The 22,360-nt window shown below is 47.7% G+C and carries 2 protein-coding genes; both read left to right on the top strand.

What is annotated here, in order from left to right; all coding sequences use genetic code 11:
* The first annotated feature begins 44 nt into the window (after positions 1–44).
* Positions 45–13,445: an SDR family NAD(P)-dependent oxidoreductase gene (locus ACWGXJ_RS16050; RefSeq protein ID WP_452567147.1), complete on the top strand. Its 13,401-nt coding sequence runs from the start codon at positions 45–47 to the stop codon at positions 13,443–13,445.
* 31 nt (positions 13,446–13,476) lie between these two features.
* Entirely contained in the window at positions 13,477–22,359 is an 8,883-nt protein-coding gene (locus ACWGXJ_RS16045; protein WP_452567146.1) for an SDR family NAD(P)-dependent oxidoreductase, read from the top strand.
* Position 22,360: the final 1 nt, after the last annotated feature.

Here is a 22,360-nt window from a genome sequence, read left to right as displayed (position 1 = left end):
AACACGGTATTTGTCCTATTTCATACAGCTAGGAGGACATGTTTATGGATTCAAAAGATATTTTTCGTGCGGTGCAAGCAGGGGAAATAAATTATGAAGATGCTGAAAAACAATTGCTTCAATTTATTGGCGAGCTCCCGGATGAATCATTGGAAGCCAGTCCACAGGAATTATCAGAAGGAGTGGCTTTCACGTTGCAACCATTGGACAGCTTCCACACGCCGGAGGATGGGCAGGAGATAAGCGCCCCCCAAATAAAGGTACAGTCTGTGGTTGAATTGCAGGAATTTAAGCACGGGATTGTCTTGTTGAAAATGAAGGACACGGCGCACAAAAATACATTTTCCGATGAACTGATTATTGGCCTGAATCAGGCGTTTGAGACAGTGCAGGCTAACGAAAATTATAAAGTTGTGATTCTGACGGGATATGACACCTACTTTGCCACAGGAGGCACCCAAGAGGGATTGCTGGCTATCCATGAGGGAAAGGCAAAATATAGCGATACCAATGTTTACAAGATTGCTTTGGATTGCAAGCTGCCCGTCATCGCTGCTATGCAGGGACATGGGATTGGTGCTGGCTGGTGCATGGGGATGTTTTGCGATTTTATCGTGATGAGTCGGGAAAGCATCTATACTACTAACTTTATGAAGTACGGCTTTACCCCCGGAGCGGGTTCAACCCTGATTTTCCCTGAGAAATTCGGGGTTAGTATGGCACAGGAAATTTTATTTACAGGTACTAGATATAGCGGTTCGGAACTGGAAACCAAAGGGGTTCCTTTTCCTGTTGTGCCGAGGAATGAAGTGGTGCCGTACGCCATGCAGCTGGCAAGAAAACTGTCCGAGTCTCCCAGGGAGTCATTAATTGAGCTGAAAAACCATATGGCTCAATCGATAAGAGAAAAGCTGGCGGCTACCATTGAAAAAGAAATAAAAATGCAGGATAAAACGTTTGTAAATCAGCAAGAGGTTAAAGAACGGATTCAATTTGCCTATGGACAGCTGCCGAATAGCAATGATTCCCACAAAACGGTCAAGCATATTGATTCTAAAAAAGCTATGCCAGATGTGCCGCGCGGTCAGGAACATAAGGAGTCTATCGCGATTATTGGTATGGCAGGGCAATTCCCCGAATCCAGGACTTTGGCTGAATTTTGGGACAACCTGGCTCAGGGAAGGGATTGTATATCGGAAATCCCTTCAACGCGATGGTCAATCGATGAATATTACGATACCGATCCCAAGGCTCAGGGAAAAACCTATAGCAAATGGATGGGTGTTTTAGAGGATGTAGATAAATTTGACCCGTTGTTCTTTAATATATCCCCTGCAGAAGCAGAGATGATGGACCCTCAACAGCGCCTGTTTCTTGAAAGCAGCTGGAAATGCATTGAAGATGCCGGATTAAATCCAGCCTCACTGTCGGAGAGCCGCTGCGGTGTTTTTGTAGGTTGTGCAGCCAGTGATTATGGGAGGTCCATGAGTGGGCAGGGGTTAAATGCGCAGGTTCTCATGGGAGGGTCTCCTTCAATTCTATCCGCTCGGATTTCGTATCTGCTAAATTTGAAAGGTCCTTCTTTGGCTATTGATACCGCGTGCTCTTCCTCTCTGGTGGCCATTGCTGAAGCCTGCAACAGTCTCCTTTTAGAAACAAGTGACCTTGCTTTGGCAGGCGGAGTCATGATTATGGCTGGTCCGGGAATGCATGTTATGACTAGCAAGGCAGGAATGCTGTCCAAGGATGGACGGTGCTTTACCTTTGATGCCCGTGCAAACGGGTTTGTCCCCGGAGAAGGAGTTGGGGTCATTTTATTAAAGCGGCTCTCTGATGCAGTCAGAGACAAGGACTCCATATATGGAGTTATTCGGGGATGGGGAATGAATCAGGATGGAAAAACCAACGGAATAACTGCCCCAAGTGTAAATTCACAAATCTCGCTGGAAAAAGACGTATATCGACGGTTTAACATTCATCCCGAAACCATCTCCATGGTCGAGGCTCACGGGACAGGAACAAAGCTGGGTGATCCTATCGAGGTGGAGGGACTTACGGAATCATTCCGATCCTATACAAGCAAGAAGGGCTATTGCGCATTGGGGTCACTGAAAAGCAATATGGGTCATATGATGACTGCGGCCGGGGTGGCCAGTGTGATGAAAGTGCTGCTGGCCATGAAGCACCGCCAATTGCCGCCTACCATCCATTTCGAATCCTTAAATGAGCATATTTCTCTGGAGAATAGCCCGTTCTACATTAACACCGGTCTACAAAGCTGGGAGCCCGAACCGGGAGTACCGCGGCGTGCGGGCGTAAGTTCCTTCGGATTTAGCGGCACTAACGCTCATATGGTTATTGAAGAATATGTTCCTGTAGTCTCTGCGGTGAATCTACCCCCAGTGGGTAAAGACAACCCGGGACTATTTGTGCTGTCCGCTAAAAGTGAACAATCCTTGAAAACCTATGTAGCAGATATGATGAATTTTGTTAAGTTGCACGAAAGCGTTAATCTGACGGACCTGACCTATACCTTGCAAGTGGGAAGAGAGGCTATGGACTGGCGTCTCGCGTTTTTGACGGATTCAAGAGAAAATCTGATAGATGAACTTGAACTTTTTATTAACGGAAGCTCGTCGGAAAAAGTGCTGATCGGCCGTGTGAACTATGCAGGGGACAGAATCGAACTCTTGGATTCGGACGAAGACACCGGAACCCTAGTACGGGCCTGGACTGAGAAGAAAAGACTTGATAAGGTAGCCAAATTGTGGGCCAATGGTGCAAGCATTGAATGGGACGCACTTTATGGAGATATCAAGCCCAGACGAATCAGTCTGCCGACCTATCCTTTTGAAAGGACACGCTATTGGTTATCCGAAACAGACACTGGACAAGGCAGTGTAAATCTGGCTATGACTGCCCAAATTCATCCTTTATTGCATCAGAATATTTCCGACCTCTCCGGACAACGTTATAGCTCTACTTTTACGGGCCGGGAATTTTTCCTGTCAGACCACAGAATCAAGGGTCAACAAACATTACCCGGGGTGGCTTACCTCGAAATGGTGCGAGCAGCTGTAGAAGAGGCAGTGGGGGCTGTAGTAGAAGGCGAGACCCATATTCGGCTAAAAAATATCGTATGGGCCCGGCCTGTGGTTGTAGCAGACGGACCGGTGAGGGTACTCATCAGTCTATATCCCCAGGACAATGGAGAGATTGCGTTTGAAATATGCAGCGGGATGGAAGGAGCCGACGCTGAGGGCATTATACACAGTCAGGGAATCGCTGTGTTGGAGAGGGCGGGCGAGCTACAGTATCTGGACCTGAATGTCTTACGGGCAGAATGTACCCGTACACCACTTTCTTCAAGCCAATGCTATGCAGCTTTCAGAGCCATGGGCATAGACTATGGACCGGCACACCGTGGTATTGAGGCAATCTTCCGAGGAAAGGATTACGTGCTGGCCAAGCTGTCCTTACCATCCTCTGTACTCTATACTCAAACTGAATTTGTTCTGCATCCGTCTTTGATGGATTCAACTTTGCAGGCCACAATCGGCTTGGTAATGGGTTCGGAAGAAAATTTGCCTGTAGGCAAGCCTGCGTTACCCTTTGCTTTGGAGGAACTGAAGATATTCGAAAAATGCACTCCAGTGATGTGGGCCCGGATCTCGCAACATGGGAGTGAAGAGACGTCGAATGGATTAAGCAATGTGGATATTGATCTGTGCGATGAGACCGGAAAGATTTGCGTGCAGTTCAAGGGACTTTTATCCAGAGCGTTGGAAGGAGATGTGGGCCAAGCCAGCATCACTGAGGATATGGGTACACTGATGCTTGAGCCTGTCTGGCAGGAGACGCCTGTCGCCACAGGGGTGAACGCTAACGACGATATCCGGCATGTTGTGATCCTGTGTGAAGTGGATGGTATCACCGGAGAGGATATTGAAGCCCGCATGGATGGTACTCGCTGCCTTGTTTTACAGTCCTCCAGCATGGATATGGACAGTCGGTTTGAAGATTATACCATTCAGATATTTGAAGAATTGCAAAGTATCCTGCTAGACATACCCAAACAGAAAGTTTTGATACAGCTTGCAACCCACGCTCGGAAGGACCAACAGGTTTATTCCGGGCTTTTTGCAATGCTGAAAACCGCTCAAAAAGAAAATCCGAATGTCATGGGTCAGTTGCTTGAGCTTGATGTGGAGGATGATGTCAAAGGAATCATTGAGAAACTACAAGGGAACCGGAGTGGCCGGCATAACGAACGGATACGGTACCAAGGGGACAAACGACAGGCTTTAATATGGCAAGAAATTGAAGCCTTACGTGAAGATGCAGACCTGCCGTGGAGAGATGGTGGGATCTATCTCATTACTGGTGGCTTAGGCGGCCTGGGGCTTATTTTTGCCAGAGACATTGTGCGCAATGTGAAAAACTCCACCGTCGTATTGGTGGGTCGGTCATCACTTTCTGCGGACCAAAAGGCTCTGTTAAACGAACTGAGAGCGCTGGGTGGTCATATAGAGTACCAACAGGCGGATGTGGGCCACAACGAATCGGTTACCGGGCTAATTCATGGCATCGTCGAGCAATTTGGCGGCCTTAACGGTATTTTGCACACAGCCGGAGTGATTCGAGACAACTTCATCATCAAGAAGACTAAAGAAGAGGTTAGAGAAGTGCTGACTCCGAAGGTCTCAGGGGTGATGAATCTGGACCAGGCCAGCAGAGACCTGCCCCTGGATTTCTTTATCTTATTTTCTTCGGGCGCAGGAAGCCTTGGCAATGTAGGACAGGTTGACTACTCCGCTGCTAATGGCTTTATGGATGCTTATGCCTCCTATCGAAATGCTTTGGTGACAGCAAAGCAGCGCCAGGGGCAAACGCTGTCGATAAACTGGCCTCTGTGGAAGGATGGAGGTATGCATGTCGACCTGGAAACGGAAAGGGCGATGCAGGGCCTAGGCATGATTGCCATGCAAACGGAGAGTGGAATCAAAGCTTTGTATCAAAGTCTGTCTTCCGGCAGAAGTCAGGTTATGGTGATCGAAGGATATCCCCAAAGGATTAAAGCGGAAATTTTAGGTCAGCTCTCGGAAACTGATGTCTCAGGCCGATCTGTAATGGAAAGCGGGGGAGCATCGCTTATCGGAGAAGAATGGCTAAGGGAAAAAGCGGAGGGGTATTTGAAAACGGTACTTTCAACCGTGATCAAGCTGCCCGCTGAAAGTATAGATGTAAATGCACCAATGGACAGGTATGGGATTGACTCCATACTGGTTATGCAGCTTACCAATGAATTGGAAAAGACTTTCGGCTCACTACCGAAAACATTATTTTTTGAATACCAGAATCTCCGGTCATTGACGGGTTATTTCCTTGAATCGTATCGCGGTCGGCTGATTGATGCTGTAGAAGCGACAGAGAAGAATACGGCTCCTGATGCAGGCCCGAAAGCACCTATAAAAGCAACCATAGAGCCTTTGACCTCGATATCGGCTAATCGTAGGCGTCCATGGCTTCTCCCGACAGGTATACAGCCACATCAGGAGAAGAAGGCATTAGACATTGCAATTATCGGCGTGTCAGGAAGATATCCGGGAGCACTAGGTATCCGAGAGTTCTGGGAAAACCTAAGGGATGGAAAGGATTGCATTACAGAGATTCCCAAGGGGCGCTGGGATCACAGTCTGTACTTTAATGAAAACAGAGGCAAGCCTGGGAAAACCTACAGCAAGTGGGGAGGGTTCATCGATGGAGTGGACTGGTTTGACCCGTTGTTTTTCAATATTTCTCCAAGGGAAGCGGAAACGATGGACCCGCAGGAGCGCTTATTCCTGGAATGCGTTTATGAAACGATAGAGGATGCAGGTTATACGAGAGAAAGCCTTTGTGCAGAGCGGGAGCTTGGCGGCATAGAAGGCAATGTCGGGGTTTACGTTGGAGTGATGTACCATGAGTATCAACTCTATGGAGCCCAGGAACAAGCCAAGGGAAGGATGATTGGACTTTTCGGTAATGCCTCGGCGGTTGCCAACCGGGTATCGTATTTTTGTAATTTTCAAGGGCCAAGTATCGCTGTAGATACTATGTGCTCCTCGTCACTGACATCCATTCATATGGCCTGTCATGGAGTACAGCATGGAGAATGCGAACTGGCAGTAGCAGGAGGGGTCAACGTCTCCATCCATCCTAACAAATACCTATTGTTGGGACAGGGAAGTTTTGCATCAAGCAATGGGAGATGTGAAAGCTTCGGACAGGGAGACGGATATGTACCGGGAGAAGGAGTCGGAGCTTTGCTGCTCAAGCCATTAGCCAAAGCCATAGCAGACGGAGACCGCATATATGGAGTTATCAAAGGAACTGCAGTGAACCACGGGGGGAAAACCAACGGCTATACCGTACCTAACCCCAACGCACAGGCCAGTGTGATTGGTCAGGCAATTAAGGAGGCAGGAATCAACCCCAGAACCATCAGCTATATAGAAGCCCATGGAACAGGAACTCCACTGGGAGATCCGATTGAAATTGCAGGCTTACAAAAGGCTTTCCGTAAATATACCGGGGATAAGCAGTTCTGTTCAATCGGGTCGGCGAAGTCTAATATCGGGCATTGTGAGAGTGCAGCTGGTATCGCCGCGGTGACAAAGGTGCTTTTGCAGTTGAAATATAAACAAATCGTGCCTTCGCTACATGCAAGTACCTTAAATCCCAATATCGACTTCAGCGATAGTCCCTTTAAAGTTCAGCAGGGATTAGAAGAGTGGAAAAGACCTGTAGTTGCCATCAACGGTGAAACCAGAGAATACCCAAGGGCAGCAGGAGTGTCGGCCTTTGGTGCTGGGGGCTCTAACGCTCATGTGGTCATCGAAGAATATATTCCAGAAGAAGCTAGTCAGCAGCAAGCTGCTCCTACATCCCTGAATCCTGTCATGGTCGTGTTGTCGGCCAAAAATAAGGAAAGGCTGGACGAGCAGGTGCAAAGATTGCTGTCTGCAATCAGAGAACTGAATGACCCGCATACAAGTCTCTCAGATATCGCCTATACGCTGCAAATTGGGCGGGAAGCGATGGACGAACGTCTGGCGATCATTGCAAAATCCATCCAAGAGCTTGATTGGAAATTGGAAGGCTTCCTACAAAAAAAGGAAGGCGTAGAGGAACTGTATAGAGGACAGGTGAAGCGTAATAGAGGAGGGCTTGTCACTCAGGAAGTCGATGAAGATATGGCTAAAATGATTGATGCATGGGTGGACAAAGGGAAGTATGGAAAGCTCGCTGAACTTTGGGTTACGGGACTGATTTTAGATTGGAACAAGCTTTATGAGGATGTGAAGCCTCGCAGGATGAGTCTGCCAACCTATCCTTTTGCCAGGGAGAGCTATTGGATACCCGTACATGAGGGAAAGAGCGCCGCAATAACAGAAGCCGCTTCGTCCCAATCTTCCTTTTTGACACCTTTACTGCATCAGAACACTTCAGACTTTCTGGAGCAGCGGTTCAGTTCAACGTTTACAGGCGAGGAATTTTTCCTCAAGGATCATGTTGTAAAAGGCCAAAAGGTTCTGCCTGGCGTAGCCTATCTTGAGATGGTACGGGCGGCTGTAGAACGTTCCACAGGCGATATGGACAACAGCACAACAGGAATCCGTTTGAAAAATGTAAACTGGATTCGGCCCATTGTGGTGGACAACCAGCCAGTTCCTGTACACACCAGGCTATCCCTGGAAGACACCGGAAAAATAAGCTTTGAAGTGTATAGCGGGCAAGTAGGAAGCGAAAGAGGGCATACCGTGCATAGCCAAGGTGATGCGGTGCAGGTTTGCGTAGAGCAAAAACCGAGACTAAACCTTAAGGCGTTACAGGCAGATTTTGGTCAACACAGGTTTAACGGATCGCAATGTTACGAAATCTTCGAGGAAATGGGAATGGATTATGGCCCGGCATACAGATGTGTGGAGAAGGTATATACACATCCGGGCAGGGTGCTAGCCGAGCTGGCATTGCCTTCCTTCATTTCTAATATGGCGGACAGCTTGGTCCTTCACCCCAGCTTGCTGGATTCGGCCTTGCATGCATCCATCGGGTTAATCATGGGCCAAGAGAACGGAGGGCTACCGGGTAGCGCTGTAGCAGCAACGCCTCATATGCCGTTTGCCCTCCAAGAGATTGAGATTTATGGGGCATGTACCCCGACCATGTGGTCGTTGATTCAATACAGCGAGGGCAGCAAGAAAGAAGACAAGGTACAGAAGCTTAATATTGACTTGTGTGATGAGGAAGGAACTATTTGCGTCAGAATAACAGGATTATCCACCCGGGCGCTGGACGGAGAAGTCGTCATTGAAAATGCACAAGGCGCAGCGGCAGGAGAAAGTGCCGGCGATCCGCTTGAGGGATCTGTAATGCTCATCCCGAAATGGGACCCGGCTGCTATAAAAAAAGATGTCGTTTCCCCCTCACCGACAGACCGATTGGTCATTGTGGGTGGTACTGACAAAGACAGACAGGCCATCCGGGAGTATTATCCTAGGGCGCATTTCTTGGAGCTTCAAGCGCACGATTCCATTGAAACAGTTGCCTCAAAGGTAGAAGAATATGGAGCCGTTGACCATATTCTGTGGATTGCACCCTGTGCTCCCGTCGAATCGGTGATTGCCGAATCCTTGATCAAGGAACAGGAGCAGGGAGTCCTACTCTTCTTTAGAATGGTCAAAGCGATGCTTTTATTGGGATACGGGACGAAAAAGCTAGGCTGGACAACGATAACCAATCAAGCTCAGCCGATGGATCAGAACGATACAGTCAATCCGACTCACGCAAGTCTTCATGGGCTGGTAGGCACCATGGCCAAAGAATATCCGAACTGGAAAATCCGTATCCTTGACCTGCAATCCGATGATGACTGGCCGCTATCCGATATATTTACGCTGCCTTCAGACCGGCAAGGACGGATGTGGGTTTTCAGAAATGGGCAGTGGTATCGGCAGCAATTGATTCCATTCAAACAGACTTCAGGTTTAAAAGGACAGACGCTATACAAAGCCAGAGGCGTCTATGTGGTCATCGGGGGCGCCGGCACTATCGGAGAGGCTTGGAGCAAGTATATGGCCTGTACCTACCAGGCCCAGACGGTGTGGCTAGGCAGAAGGCAAAAGGATGCCTCTATCCAGGCCAAACTGGACGGATTTGAAGGCCTGGGACCTGTTCCATGCTATATCACGGCGGATGTAGCAGACGAAAGGGAGCTGCAGCGGGCATATGAGGAAATAAAACAGCGGTACTCCAACATAAACGGAGTGGTCCACTCAGCCATTTCATTTTTGGAGAAGGGCTTGGAAGATTTGACGGAGGAAGAGCTCCGGTCAGGGCTTTCAGCAAAGGTTGATGTCAGTGTACGCATGGCTCAGGTCTTCCAAAATGAGCCGTTGGATTTCGTATTGTTCTTCTCTTCTATTATTACCTATGTAAAGAATCCGGGACAAAGTAGCTATGCTGCCGGAAGTAGCTTTAAAGACGCGTTTGCGCATCGTCTTTCACAGGAATGGCGTTGTCCGGTGAAGGTCATGAACTGGGGATACTGGGGGAGCGGCGAAAACAATGCCTCCGAAAATGGACGGCAGGAGGTAGAAAACTACTCCAGACTGGCGCAAATAGGTGTTGGGCTCATTGACCCGCAGGAGGGGATGGAGGCGCTTGAGACGCTTCTTGCCTCACCGATCGACCAAATGGGGCTTATGAAAACAACAAGACATCTGGAGATGGAAGGGACTAATCCGACAGAAGAGATTGATCTCTACCCGCCTAATTCGGATCCGAACCTCAGGGATATACAGGAAAATATTGCTACAGCAATACAATCAAGAAGCCATTTTATCGAAAATTATGCCGGGGACGATATGGGCGATCTCCAGGAAAGGGAGATGGAACATCTCCTACGCAGGTTGTTGCGGGAGCAGCTCTTGTCCATGGGGTTATCAGGGACAGATCGTCAGTCTGTCGACGAGTTCAAAAATAAACTCGGACTTCCTGAGCTATATGGCAAATGGCTGAAAGAGAGCATGGAGATTTTGGCACAGATGGATAACGACCTATCAGGTAGAAACTCCAGCTTGACGGATCGAGATGATGTCTGGCAGGAATGGGAAGAGCGCAAGCGTACTTGGCTGCAATATCCGCAGATGAGAGCAAGGGTCAATTTGGTTGAGACAACGCTACGAGCTTTACCGGAAGTGCTTACCGGAAAATCGCCTGCGACCGAAATCATCTTCCCCAATTCCTCAATGGAACTAGTGGAAGGAATTTATAAGAACAATCTGGTTGTGGACTACTTTAATGAGGTACTTGCCGATACTACTGCCGCTTATATCCAGGAGAGGATTATGGCCGACGCCGCTGCGGAAATCAGAATTCTGGAAATCGGCGCGGGCACCGGAGGGACCAGTGCTACGCTATTCCTGAAATTACGCCCATATCGCAAACACATTCAGGAATATTGCTATACCGATATTTCCAAGGCCTTTTTGATGCACGCGGAAAAAGAGTATGGGCCGCATAATCCGTATCTCAGCTATCAGATTTTTAACATTGAAGAACCTATTGCCGGGCAAGGTATTGAGATGGGGAAATATGATATTGTCATTGCCGCTAATGTGCTTCATACCGCAAAAGACATCCGTCAGGCATTACGTAATGCAAAAGCGGTTTTGAAAAGCAACGGCTTGCTCCTGCTCAATGAAATCACAGGTAGTAGCGTGTTTACCCACCTTACCTTCGGATTGCTAGATGGTTGGTGGGCGTATGAGGATCCGGAATGGCGTATTCCTGGATGCCCAGGGCTTCACCCTCAAATATGGGAAACCGTATTGGACAAAGAAGGTTTCCATGCAGTGTTCTTCCCGGCGCAAGAGGCGCATGATTGGGGCCAGCAGATTGTTGTAGCCCAAAGCGATGGCTTGGTTCGGCAAAAGCGACAGCACAAACGAAGATCAATATTGATAGAGAAAAGAACCGTAGAAACGGTATCAGTGAAACAACGAACTCAACCCAAAATAGAGGTAGCACAAGCAGAGGTAGAACATGTGCTGCGTGAAAAAAGTACGGCGTACTTTAAACATTTGCTTGGTGAGACGCTAAAAATGGAACCGGGAAGTATCGACTCAACGGTTGCCCTGGAAGAGTATGGAATTGACTCGATATTGGTAGTGCAAATCACAAATGTTTTGCGTGAAGTCATCGAGGATTTTGCCAGCACGCTGTTTTTTGAGTACAACACCATAGATGATCTAGTAGCATACCTTCTTCAAACGCAAAAGGACTCGTTGAAGAAGCTGGTAGGAATGAAGGAACAGGAGTTGACCGAAGAGACTTCCAGAGTTGAAGAGGGCCCTGCTTCGCAATTACTCGCTACTGTCCCAATGAGGTTTGACCGGGGAGGGCGTTTCCTTAAGCCTTCTGACAGCACAATGGAAAAGCCAACGACACGATCCTCCACTATCAGGGATGTTGCGATTGTTGGGATGTCAGGACGCTATCCGGGAGCTCGTAATATAGAGGAATATTGGAACAATCTAAGAGAAGGTAAAAATTGCATAACTGAAATTCCGAAAGACCGTTGGGATTGGAAGACCTACTTTGAGCAAGAAAAAGGGAAAAGGGGCACAATCTATACGAAATCGGGTGGTTTTATCGAAGGCATTGATTTATTCGATCCGCTATTTTTCAAAATTTCTCCCGCAGAAGCCGAAACAATGGACCCGCAGGAAAGACTGTTCCTGGAAGCAGCATATGCAAGCATAGAGGATGCTGGGTATACCCCTGCTAATCTTTGTGAGAGTAGAAGAGTCGGTGTATTTGCAGGTGTTATGAACGGAAATTACGGTTTGGGACCTCAATATAATTCCATCTCGAACCGGGTTTCCTATCATTTGGATTTCCAAGGTCCGAGTATGTCCTTAGATACCGCTTGCTCTTCCTCATTGACGGCGATCCATTTGGCTTTGGAAAGTCTGTATAGTGGTACAAGTGAGTGTGCCATTGCCGGGGGAGTCAACTTAATTGTAGATCCTATCCACTATATCAAGCTGTCGGCTATGACGATGCTTTCTAAAACAGGTGAATGTAAGTCATTCGGAGACCAGGCAGATGGATTTGTCGACGGAGAGGGTGTCGGCGCGATTGTGTTGAAGCCGCTGGAGAAGGCCATTGCAGATGGCGACCATATTTATGGAGTTATCAAAGGGAGCATGCTTAATGCTTCAGGTAAAACCAGCGGTTATACAGTACCTAGCCCTCAAGCTCAATCCTGGTTGATTGAAGAGGCGCTCCAGCGTGCGGATGTTGATGCAAGGACAGTTAGTTATATTGAAGCCCACGGAACCGGTACAGCTCTGGGAGATCCTATTGAAATTGCAGGATTGACAAGGGCTTTCGAAAAATTCACAAAGGATAAGCAGTTCTGCGCCATAGGGGCGGTCAAATCGAATATAGGCCATTGTGAGAGTGCAGCAGGCATTGCAGGAGTGACTAAAATATTGTTGCAGCTTAAGCACAGCCAGCTAGTACCATCCTTACATTCCGGGAAGTTGAACCCTGAAATTAATTTCAACAATACTCCATTTATCGTTCAGCAAAGCCTGGAGGAATGGAAGAGACCGGTAATTACAAGCGATGGAATCACAAAAGAATATCCAAGACGGGCTGGAATATCGTCTTTTGGTGCAGGCGGGGCAAACGCCCATATCGTGATTGAAGAGTATACTCCCGAGTATCAGGAACAGTCTGGAACAGAATCTGACTCTCAGGGACCTGCTATGATCGTATTGTCAGCCAAGAGCGAGGAGCAGCTTAAGGAAAAGGGACGGCAGCTGCTGAATGCTCTTCAGGGTCAGCTATCCTCCGCAAGCCTATCGGATATTGCTTACACGCTTCAGGTGGGACGCGAGGCGATGGAGGAGCGTTTAGCCGTACTTGTGGAATCTACCGCAGAGCTTGAGGGAAAATTAAAGAGTTTTGTGGATGGACGTCATAACATGCTCAACCTATATAGGGGACAGGCTAAACGCAACAGAGAATCATTGTCTATTTTTTCGGGGGACGAAGACTTGCAACAAATGATCGATCTTTGGATTTCCAAAAAGAAATATACCAAGCTTTTGGAGCTGTGGGCCAAAGGGATAAATTTGGATTGGAAAAAACTTTACACAGGGAAGATGCCTCACCGTATCAGCCTGCCTACCTACCCTTTTGCTAAAGAGCATTACTGGACTTCTGAAAGCAAGGATCAAGTAAAAGCCTATGCATTATTTTCGCAAGGTGAGAGCGATGTAGACTTTGATGATATATTGTGCGGCAGACTCTTGGATGAAATGATAAACGATACCCTGTCTGTTGATGAGGCTGCCAGTGAAATCCTCAATATATGTATACGTAAATGAGAAGTTTCTACGTGCTGGGAGGCAATAGAAGATGAAGGACTTTTTTCAATATATTCTAGGCGAGGTAAAAAGCGGACGGATACAGAAAGAGGATGCCATTGTAAAAATACGCCAATTTCAAGCTCAAATGGCTTCGCATGAGACCCCGCAAAGCGGAACAAGGACTGCGGGGTCCTTGGCGGATACGGGAGTCCTTATGCTTGAGCCTTTCTGGAAAGAGCAAGTTGTTGCTCTTCAGAAAGTGGCACGCCCTGATTTTAGCCAGCATCTAGTGGTGCTTTGCGAACTGGATCATTTCGCAGAGCGCAGCATTGAATCGTTCATGAAAGGAACCCGTTGCATCAAGCTGCATGCCAGCAAAAGCAGCATAGATGAACGCTTTCAGGCGTATGCCCTCCAGCTGCTCACGGAAGTGCAAATGGTTCTCAAAGAGGACTCCAAAGGTAGCGTACTGATACAGATTGCAGTTTCCGCACACAGCGCGCAGCAACCTTTCGCAGGACTATTGGGATTACTGCAGACAGCTGAGAAAGAAAACCCGAAAATCGTAGGGCAGTTCGTAGAATTGGAATCTGTAGGTCTGGAAGAGGTGATTGAGAAATTAAAAGAGAACAGTCAATATCCAAAGGATAAAAGGATACGGTATGAGGATGGCAAACGTCTGGTTCTCGGCTGGAACGAGATGAAACCCACCGAGCCAACGGGAAGAGTGCCCTGGAAGGATCGGGGGACTTATTTGATTACAGGCGGTGCAGGAGGTTTAGGACTTATTTTTGCGGAGGATATCGCCCAGCGAGTCAGGGAAGCCACGCTAGTTCTTGTAGGCCGCTCAAATCTGGACGAAGGCAAGCAGGCCATATTGGAGAAATTGAAGGCGCTGGGGGCCCGCGTTGAGTACAGACAGGTAGATGTAGCACGGAAGGAAGAGGTCTCCAAATTGATCCTTGAGATCAGGGAAGAGTATGGAGGCCTTGATGGTATTCTTCATAGTGCTGGAGTAATACAGGATCATTTTATCATGAATAAATCACAGGAAGAGTTCGCGGGAGTAATCGCACCAAAGGTTGCCGGACTGGTGAACTTAGATCAGGCGACCAAGGGGCTACATCTTGATTTCTTTATTCTCTTCTCCTCAATAGCTGGGATTATGGGCAACCCCGGTCAAGCCGACTATTCTGCCGCAAATGCCTTTATGGATGCCTATGCCGCGTATCGAAACAGCCTTGTATCCTCAAAGGAGCGCAAAGGGCAGACGCTATCTGTCAATTGGCCTCTCTGGAAGGACGGAGGGATGCATGTGGACAATGACACGGAGAGGGCTTGGCAAAGTATTGGCATGGTAGCTATGCAAGCTTCAAACGGTATCCAGGCTCTATATAACGGTCTGGCCGCTGGTCTAAATCAGTTATTGGTCATAGAAGGTGAGCAATCCAGATTGCAAAAGTATTTCTTGGAGTCCCAACCGCAGGAGAAAGAATATGTTGAAGAGTCAGCTTCTTCAGAGGTGAATCTTGAACTGCTTCTGGAAAAAACCTTACATCAGCTAAAACTGTTGTTTGGAGAAGTTACCAAGCTGAGCATTGACAAGATTGATGTCAGCGAGCCTTTAGAGAGCTATGGCATAGACTCCATCATGATTACAAGGCTTAATCAAAAGCTGCAGGGAATTTTTGGAGAAATATCAATGACCTTGTTTTATGAATATCAGACGTTGGAAGCAGTGGCCGAATATTTTATTGCTGATTATCACAAGGAATGCGTACGGTGGACAGGACTCGGAAGCCCGATAAAGACGGAAGAGAAATCCGTCTCCATTTCCGCAACTTTGCATGCTGCCAGCGAGATTTCTTTGTCACCCCTGCCAAAGGAAGAAAACAATCGTATCTGCAACACGGCTAATAACAGAGACCGTGTGAAACACGAGCAAATAGCGATTATTGGTGTAAGCGGACGATATCCGCAGGCCAAAAATATGGAAGAGTACTGGAGTAATCTGGAACAGGGCAAAGACTGTATAACAGAAATTCCTGCGGAACGCTGGAAGAGGGAAGGTTTCTACTGTTCCGACATCAAAGAAGCGGTTGAGAAGGGCAAAAGCTATAGTAAATATGGAGGATTTGTGGAGGATTTTGCAGATTTTGATCCTCTCTTCTTTAATATATCTCCCCGGGAAGCAATGAGTATGGATCCTCAGGAGCGAATATTCCTGGAAGAATGCTGGAAGGTTTTCGAGGATGCAGGATATAGCAGAGAACAGCTCGCTGAACAGTATAATGGCCGGATTGGCGTCTTTGCAGGAATTACCGGAACGGGGTTCAATTTATACGGGCCAAAGCTGTGGGAACAAGGACAACCCGTCTTTCCGCGAACCTCCTTTAGCTCGGTAGCCAACAGAATATCCTATTTCTTGAACTTAAAGGGGCCCAGTATCCCGGTAGATACCATGTGCTCTTCCTCATTAACTGCAATCCACGAGGCCTGTGAGCATATCTTTAACGGTGAATGCGAAATGGCTGTTGCTGGAGGAGTCAACTTATATCTTCATCCTTCAAGCTATATCTTTCTCAGTACGATGAGAATGCTATCGCCTGAGGGACGGTGTAAAAGCTTTGGGGAAGGCGGGAATGGATTTGTCCCTGGCGAAGGTGCAGGGGTCGTGCTGCTCAAACCTTTATCACGAGCCATTGCAGACAAGGACCATATCTATGCGGTTATTCGGGGAACCCGTATCAACCATGGAGGAAAAACAAACGGGTATACCGTGCCTAACCCGGTAGCACAGGGTGAACTGATTAGAGAGGCTTTTGATAAAGCAGGCGTAAATGCCCGGGCAGTCAGTTATATTGAGGCCCACGGTACTGGAACGGAGCTCGGCGATCCTATTGAAATCACCGGGCTTACCCAGGCATTTAAGAAAGATACGCAGGACACGGGGTTTTGCGCTATTGGCTCGGTAAAATCAAACATAGGTCATTTAGAGGCGGCCGCAGGGATTGCAGGCATCGCTAAAATCATCTTGCAAATGAAAAACCGGAAAATTGCCCCTAGCCTGCATTCCCAAAAAGTGAACCCTAATATAAACTTTTCCAAAACGCCATTTGTAGTCCAACAGGGGCTTTCTGAATGGGAGCGTCCGATAGTGGAGGAGGACGGCGAGCAACGGGAATACCCGAGAATCGCCGGGATATCTTCCTTTGGAGCCGGTGGGGCTAATGCCCATATCGTCCTTGAGGAATACCTCCCTGCGGAACAGGATGACTTTCAAAATGCCTTTACTCCTCCAAGACCAGTCCTCGTAGTTCTGTCGGCAAAAAGTGATGGAGCATTGAAGGAGCAGGTAAGCCAATTGGTTGCTGCAATGGATCGGAATGAGTTTTCCGATCACGATCTGGTGAATGTGGCTTATACCTTGCAGACAGGACGTGAGGCGATGGAAGAACGCCTCGCTGTGGTCGTTGATTCAGTGGAGGAACTTAGAAGCAAGTTGCGGGGCTTTATTGGAGGAAGACAGAGTATTGCACAGCTTTACCGGGGACAGGCCAAGCGAGACAAGGAGAGCTTGAACATGGCCTCAGAGGAGAAAACGCTCGATAAAACGATTGATTTACAGATTCTAGCAGAAAAGTATGGCAGAATCTCAGACTTGTGGGTCAAGGGTGTCCGTATTGACTGGAGCAGACTTTACGGTAATGTCCAGCCCCGCCGTATCCCTTTACCCACATATCCTTTTGCCAGAGAACGCTATTGGATACATTTAGATGAAGAAAAGCCTGTCGTCAATGCGGTTGCACATCTACATCCATTACTGCATCAAAACACCTCCGTACTTTCTGAGCAAAGATTTAGTTCAACCTTTAGCGGCCAGGAGTTTTATCTGAAAAACTCCGTAATTGACGGAAAGCTTGTCCTGTCAGAAGCGGCATGCCTTGAAATGGTGCGGGCAGCGGTTGAGCAGTCGTTAACAGTACAGGAGAAGGGACAGGCAAACATCATTATTAAAGATATTGTATGGACACATGCTCCCGCTATAGGAGATCAGCCGTTAGAAATACATATAGGGCTCTTTCCGGGAGATCAAGGAACGATTGGCTTCAAAATCTACAGCAGATTAACAGAAGCCGGGGACCCTGTCTTACACAGCCAGGGTAGTGCCGAATTGGAGATGTTAAATGAAGCGGAAACGTGGGATATGCAAGCTTTGCAGAAGGAATGCTTTCAGCATGTTTCGCCTGGGATAGACGACGAAGCAGTGTGGGACATGGGAGCCGGCGACAGTCTGGGACATCAGGCCAATGAACAAGTGCATATAGGACAGGGGTTAGTGCTGGCCAAGCTATCGTTGCCTTCCGGTATTAGGAATACTGAGGGCTTATTTGTTTTGCATCCCTTTATAATAAACGCTGCTTTGCAAATGCCGCCGGCATACTTGTTTTCGAATGATGAAAATATCATGCGGCCTTCAGGCATTGATCCTCTACAGAAAATACGGCCGACTGCCATTGAGGGACTCGAAATATTTCGGGAATGTCCCTGTGAAATGTGGGCGTTGATCCGGTATAGCAGAGGAAGCGGGGCTGGTCATAATACGCAGAAGTTTGACATTGATTTGTGTGATGAGGCAGGCCAGGTCTGCGTCCGCATAAAAGGATGCTCCTACAAGGTAGTGGGCGCATGTGAGAAAACACCTGGTGCAATGATGCTCCAACCCTTCTGGAAAGAACAGGCGGTTGTTGCGGAGGACACGATGGTTCCCATTTACGAACGACATGTGGTAATGCTTTGCGAAACAGATACCATTGCTGCAGGAGATATCGAGTTCTCCTTGGCAGGAGTGGAATGTATCACTCTGCAATCCGGTATGGAAGAGATCGATCGCCGCTTCGAAATGTATGCTGTCCAGGTTTTTGAAAAAATAAAAAGTATCCTGAATGATAAACCCAAAGGCAAGGTGCTGGTGCAGATTGTAACGATGCCTCAACATGAAAAGCTGCTCTTCGCTGGGCTGTGCGGCATACTCAAAACTGCGCAAAAGGAAAATCCAAAGATCCATGGTCAGTTAATTGAAGTTGAGGGTACAGAAAAAATGGCAGGGCTCATCGAAATACTAAAGACAAGCAGCCGACATCCTGCGGATAGCCGCATCCGGTTTGCAGAAGGCAAACGTTGGGTTCCTGTCTGGAGTAAAGCAGAAATGCCGTCAGAGACACCGGATATTCCATGGAAAGACCGCGGGGTTTATTTGATTACTGGAGGAGCAAAGGGTTTAGGTCTTATTTTTGCTAAAGAGATTGCGCGTCAGGCCAAGGAAGCGATTTTGATTCTTAGTGGACGTTCCCTACTGGACCAGGACAAGCAGACCTCATTGGAGGAATTGAAGGTATTGGGCGCCCGGGTGGAATACAGACAGGTGGATGTCACGCGGAAGGAAGCTGTGGTTGGCTTAATTGAAGATATCAAACAGACATACGGCGGAATCAACGGCATCCTACACAGTGCTGGAATAATCCAGGATAACTACATTATTAAAAAGACTAGCCTGGAATTCAGGACAGTACTGGCGCCCAAGGTTGCGGGACTGGTAAATCTGGACCAAGCCAGTAAGGACATTGCTCTTGACTTCTTTATCCTGTTTTCGTCAGGTACGGGAGTGGGTGGTAATGCAGGTCAGTCTGACTATGCTGCCGCGAATGCTTTTATGGACGCATATGCCTGGTACCGCAATACCTTGGTATCCTCCATGGAGCGTACAGGCAAAACGCTGTCCATCAATTGGCCGTTATGGAAAGATGGCGGAATGCGGCCTGACCAGGAGACGGAGAAGGCCATGCAGAAGGTGGGTATGTATGCGATGAGGACAGAGACAGGAATGAGCGCCCTGTACCAAAGCATAGCCTGTATTTCGGATCAGGTCATGGTGATCGAAGGAGACGTAGAGCTAATCAGCAACATGATGATCATGGAGGGACAGCTTGAAGAAAGCGGCAAAGCATCCCGGGATCAGGCGCTCGGATCAGAAGCTGAAGCATACATCGTTTCCTCCACAGCAAACAAGACAGAGTCCGGCCGTGAAGGAGACCTGTTGCGTGAAAAGACGGTCCATTACTTGAAGACCCTGCTTTCATCGTCCATCGGCCTGCCCGTATATCGAATTGAAGAGGATACCCCTTTTGAAAATTATGGGGTTGATTCTATAAAGTCTATGGAGTTGACCGACCAGCTGGAGAAAACATTCGATCAGGTATCTAGGACTCTATTTTTTGAATATCCGGATATCCGGAGTTTAACGGAATATTTTGTGGAAGCCTATCGAGACCAATTGATTGCTTTGTTTGGTATAGATCAGGTAGCGGTGGCAGGCGCGAAAGCTGACACAACTTTTGCAGCAAACGAGGAAGTGTCCGGCAGAGCAGAGGACCTGCTGCGTGAAAAGACGGTCCATTACTTGAAGACCCTGCTTTCATCGTCCATCGAACTGCCAATATATCGAATCGAAGAGGATACCCCTTTTGAAAATTATGGGGTTGATTCTATAAAGTCTATGGAGTTGACCGACCAGCTGGAAAAAACATTCGATCAGGTGTCGAGGACTCTATTTTTTGAATATCCGAATATTCGGAGTTTGACGGAATATTTTATGGAAGCCTATCGAGACCAATTGATCGCTTTGTTTGGTATAGATCAGGCAGCAGCTGCGGGTGCAAAAGCCGACACAACTTCTATAACAAATAAGGCAGTGTCCAGCCAGGAAGAAGAGCTACTGCGTGAAAAAATGACAAGTTACCTAAAGCGCCTGCTCTCTTCGTCCACTGGACTGCCGGAACAGCGCATTGAAGAGGACAAAAATCTGGAAAACTATGGTGTTGACTCCATAAAGTCAATGGAATTAACCGATGAGCTGGAAAAAAACTTCGGACCGCTATCGAGGACCTTACTTTTTGAATATCCGAATATCCAGAGTTTAATAGAATATTTCCTGGAATCGCATCGGGGCGAATTGATTGAATGGTTTGGTATGGAGCAGGTAAAAGCCCCTTCTCCGATATTCCGTCATCCCCAATTTTCGGCAACCGAGGGAGAGCCTTCGGAGGAGAAGAAACAAGAAACAGGAGCGATGGACATTGCTGTTATCGGGATGTCCGGGAAATATCCAGGTGCGGAAAATCTTCAGGAGTTCTGGAGCAATCTCCAAGAAAGCAAGGACTGCATTACCGAAGTTCCAAAAGATCGTTGGGAGCATGATCTTTATTTTGACAAGGAGAGAAACAAGGCGGGAAAAACCTACTGCAAGTGGGGCGGTTTCATGGAACGAATAAGCCTGTCAGAGCCAGCATTCTTTCATCTCACCCCCTATGAGATCAGTTTAATGGACCCAATGGAGCAACTCTTCCTGGGGATAATATGGAATTTGCTTGAAAGTGCAGGATATACGCGAGAGGCATTACAGAAGAAACACCAGAACAAGGTTGGCGTCTATGTGGGCGCTACGTATCACAAATACTGCTCCTGTGATATCGAACCGGACTCTGCTCAACGGGTAACATCATTTGGGTCTGTTGCAGTCGCAAACCCCATGTCGCATTATTTCAATTTCCAGGGACCGAGCATATCCATTGATACGATGAGCTCTTCCTCAGCTGTAGCTGTCCATATGGCATGTGAAAGCCTGATCAGGGGAGAGTGTCAAATAGCGGTAGCTGGCGGGGGGAATCTATTGACCAGTCCCAAAAAATATATTGAATCCAGTCAAAATCAGTTGATTGGAAGTCATGAAGATAGCAGAAGCTTTGCAGATGGGGATGGGTACCTTCCAGCGGAAGGAGTTGGAGCGGTACTCTTAAAACCGCTTCATAAGGCTGTACAGGATGGAGATTGCATTTTAGCGGTTATTAAATCCACGGCAACCAATCATGGAGGACATAGCAATGGATATACAATCCCTAACCCCAATGCGCAGGCGCAACTAGTCGAAGAAAACTTTTTGAAAGCCGGTATAGACCCCCGGACGATCAGTTATGTAGAGGCAGCCGCAAATGGGTCTACATTGGGAGACCCTATTGAACTCGCTGCTTTGAATAAAGCATTCCAGAAATTCACGACCGAGCAGCAATTTTGTGGCATTGGCTCAGTCAAATCCAATATTGGGCATGCAGAAGCGGCTTCGGGGATATCACAGCTAACCAAGGTCATATTGCAATTGTGGCATCGAAAACTGGTTCCTACCATTAAGGCCGAGAAGCTTAACCCTAATATTAATTTCAGTAATACTCCATTTTATTTGCAGCGGGAAGTTCAGAAATGGGAGCGGCCTGTAATTGAGATGCAGGGAGAAAAACGGGAATTCCCGTTGCGGGCAACCGTAAGCTCCTTTGGTGCGGGAGGCTCTAATGTGCATTTCATTCTGGAAGAATATATCCCTTCAGAAAAAGACAACATTCATTTACGAGTGGCAGATCAGCCCGAAGTGGTGATTCTCTCGGATATAAACCGGGAGAGACTGATGGCGCTTGCCAATCAATTACTGGGATATCTGGAGCAGCAGAGCGATGATGCCTTACAAGATATTGCCTTTACACTTCAGACAGGTCGCGAAGCGATGACATGGCGGGCGGCAATCGTAGCGAGTACGCGGCAGGATCTACTCACGGGTCTTAGGGAACTTCTCGAAATAGCTGATAGCGGCAACGGACCCGAAGGGGCATCTATTCCTTTATTTATAGGAGAAAGCGTAGAAGACTCAAACACGAGTGCGCTTCTCTCAGGGAAAATAGGAGAGACCGTTTCTCAATTGCTGCTAGAGGAGAAAAACATGGAAAATATAGCGATGTATTGGACCCAGGGGGGCAGGATTTCATGGGAGGCACTCCATGAGGATAAAGATGTCCGCAGGATTCCCCTACCGATAACCCAGTTTTAAA

It is taken from the genome of Paenibacillus sp. S33 (assembly GCF_053615415.1).
Note: the sequence above shows the minus strand (reverse complement) of the source record. Positions and strands in the feature narration are given on the sequence as shown.

Coding starts and splice junctions, on each gene's coding strand:
- ACWGXJ_RS16050 (WP_452567147.1), top strand. CDS start 45: ATGGATTCAAAAGATATTTTTCGTGCGGTGCAAGCAGGGGAAATAAAT.
- ACWGXJ_RS16045 (WP_452567146.1), top strand. CDS start 13,477: ATGAAGGACTTTTTTCAATATATTCTAGGCGAGGTAAAAAGCGGACGG.